This window comes from Arthrobacter flavus, assembly GCF_039526005.1.
Lineage (GTDB): Bacteria > Actinomycetota > Actinomycetes > Actinomycetales > Micrococcaceae > Arthrobacter_D > Arthrobacter_D flavus.
The window spans coordinates 1-4666 of record NZ_BAAAIJ010000038.1 but is presented as its reverse complement, the minus strand read 5'-3'; the positions used below and the strand labels follow the sequence as shown (position 1 = coordinate 4666).

The 4666-nt window shown below is 57.3% G+C and carries 5 protein-coding genes, 1 tRNA gene and 1 pseudogene; 1 reads left to right on the top strand and 6 read right to left on the bottom strand.

Annotated elements, in window-relative coordinates:
• Window positions 1-205: 205 nt before the first annotated feature.
• The 5 genes from ABD059_RS09900 to ABD059_RS09880 form a co-directional block, all read right to left on the bottom strand.
• The gene (locus ABD059_RS09900) at window positions 206-727 is read right to left on the bottom strand and encodes a hypothetical protein (RefSeq protein ID WP_343879574.1); all 522 of its coding nucleotides are present in this window, start codon (window positions 725-727) and stop codon (window positions 206-208) included.
• A 168-nt stretch (window positions 728-895) separates the two neighbouring features.
• Window positions 896-1153, bottom strand: a complete 258-nt coding sequence (locus ABD059_RS09895) for a type II toxin-antitoxin system RelE family toxin (RefSeq protein WP_343879572.1) — start codon at window positions 1151-1153, stop codon at window positions 896-898.
• Complete coding sequence (locus ABD059_RS09890; protein WP_343879570.1) at window positions 1150-1398, bottom strand: type II toxin-antitoxin system Phd/YefM family antitoxin; 249 nt, start codon at window positions 1396-1398, stop codon at window positions 1150-1152. The genes ABD059_RS09895 and ABD059_RS09890 overlap by 4 nt, the downstream gene beginning before the upstream one ends.
• 304 nt (window positions 1399-1702) lie before the next feature.
• On the bottom strand, window positions 1703-1870 hold the full coding sequence (locus tag ABD059_RS09885; RefSeq protein ID WP_343879568.1) for a hypothetical protein: 168 nt from the start codon (window positions 1868-1870) through the stop codon (window positions 1703-1705).
• Window positions 1871-2006: 136 nt separating this feature from the next.
• Window positions 2007-2080: transfer RNA gene (locus ABD059_RS09880), tRNA-Met, on the bottom strand.
• Window positions 2081-2383: 303 nt separating this feature from the next.
• Between ABD059_RS09880 and ABD059_RS09875 the strand changes: the two are divergent.
• A pseudogene (locus tag ABD059_RS09875) lies at window positions 2384-2628 on the top strand (DDE-type integrase/transposase/recombinase); the annotation flags it as partial.
• Between the two features lie 1059 nt (window positions 2629-3687).
• Here the strand turns inward: ABD059_RS09875 and ABD059_RS09870 are convergent.
• Window positions 3688-4305: a hypothetical protein gene (locus ABD059_RS09870; protein WP_343879566.1), complete on the bottom strand. Its 618-nt coding sequence runs from the start codon at window positions 4303-4305 to the stop codon at window positions 3688-3690.
• Between the last annotated feature and the right edge of the window lie 361 nt (window positions 4306-4666).

Below are 4666 nucleotides of genomic sequence, written 5' to 3'. Positions count from 1 at the left end.
CCAACCGCTACTGGGAAAACTGGACGCAAGAAAACCAATCAGCTATCGCATAGACGCTGGACTGCTAACGGGGGCCCAACCATGGCCACGAGCGGAACTCGCAGCGACGCAGTCGATCTGAGGAGCGAGACTTTAGGTTCCCTTACTTTTTCCTTGGGATTAGACGTTAAAGCGGAACTCCACCACGTGCCGTAACCGAGTAACCTCAGCCAATCATGTAGGCGAATCCACGCCCCTCCGATGCCACAGCCTGGACGAACTTTCTGGCTCGATGAAGGAACTGGATTGCATAGGCGACCTCGGACTCCAGCATCTGGGACGAGTGGAACCCCTCCAAACCCGCTTCCATGTCGTGATCACCAATCATCTCCACATCCAGGGCGACTAGTTCAACCTCGTCCGGCGGGAGAACGCGCAGCCATGGCCGCCAGGTGAAACCATTGTCGAGGTAGGTCACGTGTCCTTCAAACATTCGATAGGCCGGTCTGGCTCTATCAACTGCAACGGGAGGAGCGGTGAGCAGCTGCAAACACGACCACGCCTTATCAAGGTACAGAAGGTCACGCTCCGGAACGGATTGTCGAAAGGCTGTGAAACCAACGGTGAAGCCCCCCTCGAGGCCCAGAACGTCTGCAAGCGGGTCGGATCCGATCACGGTGAGTGGGTCGCTGAGCGCCCTCTCGGTCTGCTCGCTATCGAACGCATATGCGTAGTATCTAATACCCATACGACGATTCTGAGCCCATCAAGACACTTTCGCTCGCTGGCATTGGCTATTTGTGGATAACCCCACCCCTTGGGCAGTCCTTTACGGTAATGGTGCGACATTCCAACACGGAATAAGAGGCCTCGATCCCCCACGCGACAATCACAGAAGAGGATCCACTTGCTGCGCTCAGCGACCGTAGACGTCTCGACGGTGGCCGACCGTGATCACGGCAACGATAAGAACGTTGTCGTCGACGGTGTAGATGATGCGGTAGTTCCCTACCCTCACTCGGAGCCCGGGCCGCCCCTGAAGCGACTTGGCCCCTGGCGGCCGCGGATCCTTCCCAAGAAGCGCAATCGCCCCACGAATGCGGTCGCGATCCTGATGATCGATGCGCCTCAAAGCACGAACTGCAGCAGGGCGCAGCTCGATTTGGTAGCTCACGTCCAGCCTAAATCTGCCTTCACCTCAGCCCAGGGAATATTGGGGCCTTCCTCAGCTATTGCCTCGTCGAACGCAACAACATCCTCGGCATCTTCGAGCGCATCCAGCATCCGATCATACTGCTCGGGGCTAACGACCACGGCGGCGCGCTGACCGCGACGCTCGATGAACACAGCTTCGCTCTTCGAACGGGCAATGACGTCGGAAAGATGGTTGCGCGCATCTGCGACGCTCACAGTAGACATGTCTTCATTGTACATTTTGGTTACACTGATGTACATGGAGCAGTGAGTGACCAGTCCGCAAGAATCTATTTACACATTAAAACGGAACCCCACCACGTTCCGTCAAAAAGAAAGGTCTCGGAGTCGCGACGATCCTCACCCGACCGCTCATTGGCCGGAGCGCCTGGACTGGTTGAGCCACCACCAGCGATGTCCGCTGCGATCGGGCGCGCTCAGCCCTTCGCCGTCCCGGGTCCAGATCGTATCCGACGTCGCGGAACGACCCCATCCCACTGCGGCATAGGCTAAGGGCTACGGCCAACGCCTAATAAATGTCCTGGTCGTCCGTCGCGCCGACGAATCTTCCATCCAGCCCAGTCCCCAACCTGGGCCCGGGCTCGTCGTGCTCCAACTGGGCGACCGCGCAGGCCTCAGCGGCGGCTGCGATGATCTTGTCCCGGACGGCTTCGATTGTGCGCTGCATGCTGGTCATGCGGCAATCCTAGGGTGGCGCGTCCGCGGTCGGCGTGGGTGAGGAGCCTCCTCCGAGCGCTCATCGCGGCACCGTGAATCCGACTTAATGAAGTTCAGGCACCTACTCACTATGGTCGTGAGTAGGTGCCCTATTGTTGCGGGGACAGGATTTGAACCTGTGACCTCTGGGTTATGAGCCCAGCGAGCTACCGAACTGCTCCACCCCGCGGCGCATGGTCGACCTTACGCACTACACGAGGAAGACACCAAATCAAGGTCACCCCACGACGGGGCGGTTGGGCTGTTTCCCGCGGAGCCGGTTACGTTGAGGGACGGCGAAAGTGTCCGGCGCCCCGAGGTCATACAAGGCATCGCCGCGGCACGCGCGTCATCCTCATAAGTTCACAAAGGCGGCATTTCTACCGATTCAGGCGGGGTCTTACATTGAATCTGAACTCCACCACGCTACGCAACCGACTAGCCTCTGGCGAGCCTGCATTCGTTACCGCTAATCGCCAGCAGATCCCCCGGGAACGGGCTGCGGCTGACAAAGATCACCGAACACTCCTACCGCTGAATGGAAGCACTTCTCCTGCGCTGTGGAGGACGTCTACTCCGGAAGGGCCGTCGGATGCTCGATGGGCTCACGTTCGAGGTCTTCACTGTTCGTCGTCGCGCTCGAGACTGCGGTTAGGGTACGCCGCCTTGCAGGGACCGTGGTGCACTCCGATCGTGGGTCCCCCGTTCCTGTCCCGCCCCTTCCTTGAATCACTTCGCACCCTGTGCTCACAGACTTATGGGTCATACACGGTGGTAACGTGCTCACACCGGATGCTCCGGCTCGTCGTTCAGGGGGAACGCTATGCGTCGCACAATGTGGATCGCCATCGCTCTATTCAGCCTAGGATCAGTGTCAGCCTGCTCTGCCCCGCCTCCCTACGCGATCTTCGAGGAACCGCAGACTGATGTGGACCGTGTCTCAGTCGATGGCTTGGGCCCTGAAGGCGCCGTTCTTAACGCGGACTCCACACGGAACCTTGGCTCTCACGACGGCAACACCTTCTATGTGGCAAAAGTAGCTCAAGACGAAGGGGATCCCATCGAACCGGTCGTTTGCCTCATCGCTTTTTCAGACGAAGCGTCCGACGTTTCCGCATCGGGATGCGCAACCAACCCGTCGTCTGACATGCAAATGCAGACTCCCACCGCCAACGTCATATTGATACCTGATGACTACGACAGAACCAGCCTGCCTGGCGGTGACTGGGTGGAGCTTCACAGGAACTTGTTGTCGCGGTAGTGCTACTTCCGCCTTCGGGCGATGCGGGTGGAAAAGTCGCCGTTGAAAATGATGCTGAGAGCTCGACAGCTCCTTTACGGAACTCAGGAGAGGGGCTCGGCATAGGTAAAACCTCTCAAAAGAAGCCTAACCCTCAGACCATAGCCGGAAACCGAACCATCGTGCCCGTCAAGGAGTCAACAAAACCGGGGGCAGTCCCGCAATGCCTTCCGCCGAATACGCACCACAGGCCCGAGCTGCACTGGCCGAACCTCAGCCCCCACGCACTCACACCGCTTGCGTTCACTTTGCACTGAATCACGACGTTATTTCGTGACAAAATTACACGTTGAAGCGGAACTCCACCACATTCCGTAACTGAATAACCTTTGGGGGCTTAGCCTCCAGCGGTCGCACCCTCACAATCAGAAAGCGCTTCGGCCTTGAGTGCCGATCCTTGACGTCGGCCAGCCAGGGACACCTCTTCAGGCGTGGCAATGCCAAATTTTAACTTACGACCCCTGAAAGCATTTGCCGATGGATCTAACTCGATCCGTCTAGACATTAAACTCTGGAAACAACTCGAGCTGTACAGTCGATCCTTGTTCGAACCATTGAAAACCTGCGCCAGTATCTGCTCCGTCCGAGTATGCAAAACCAGACAACTTCAATTCTTCGGCGGCAACAAGAGCTTTACATATGCAAATTCCGACCAGCTCCATTCTGATGTGGGCTTCTTCTGGCCTTAGTGTCACATTCAACGCGCCCGGGCGTGCGACCGAGGGGTAGGCCCACCCGTGATGGAAATCGGGGGGCAGATCAAAGTTGTATTTTGCAATCAGTTCCGAAAGCAGGTAATGAGCCCCGTCGTTTAAACGAGACCTGCGAGAGAACTGCCGCCCGAAGAACTCCGAGATCGCCCCAGCCCCCCGCGCCGCAGCGCCGGAAAAATGCTCCGTCCTAATAGGCAAACCAATACCAGTTAAATTAATTTCGGTGACGACCCGATACTTCAGGAGAGAGAAGTACTCATTTTCGTTCACCCGAATTTCGTTGGGGACGGCAAGCGGGTTACCGTAACTCGCATAGAGCAGGGACTCACCTGCTTTGTTGAGGCGCCCCGGCGACCGAACTTTATCGGCCGGCGCTTCCCAAGCATCTTCAATTGACTTCATACCTCGTAGAGGCAAAAAATGATCGTCCACGTCCAAGGTGCGACCCCGCCACAATGTCGTTCCTACTTCAAGTAATCGAGAGTCAGTCGGAAGCATAAAATGTGTCGACGATGATCTTGTCTCAGCTAGCGAAATCACGAACATCAGCTCGGAATATACTTCGTCAGGAGTCATCGTGGAAAGGTCCAGCTGTTCAAATTCGGCCTCGCGGGCGCGGATTCGACTTGGACTCACTCTCGAAAAGTAGACCTCCGATATGTTCGGCTTATTAGCCATTGCGGGCTCTTCGCAAACGAGAGTGTAGGCGGGGTGTAGCCGGGGTGGGCGCGTCGGTGACGAGATGGAGGTCGAGGCCTTCCGA

Coding starts and splice junctions, on each gene's coding strand:
- ABD059_RS09890 (WP_343879570.1), bottom strand. CDS start 1,398: ATGTCTACTGTGAGCGTCGCAGATGCGCGCAACCATCTTTCCGACGTC.
- ABD059_RS09870 (WP_343879566.1), bottom strand. CDS start 4,305: ATGAAGTCAATTGAAGATGCTTGGGAAGCGCCGGCCGATAAAGTTCGG.
- ABD059_RS09900 (WP_343879574.1), bottom strand. CDS start 727: ATGGGTATTAGATACTACGCATATGCGTTCGATAGCGAGCAGACCGAG.
- ABD059_RS09885 (WP_343879568.1), bottom strand. CDS start 1,870: ATGACCAGCATGCAGCGCACAATCGAAGCCGTCCGGGACAAGATCATC.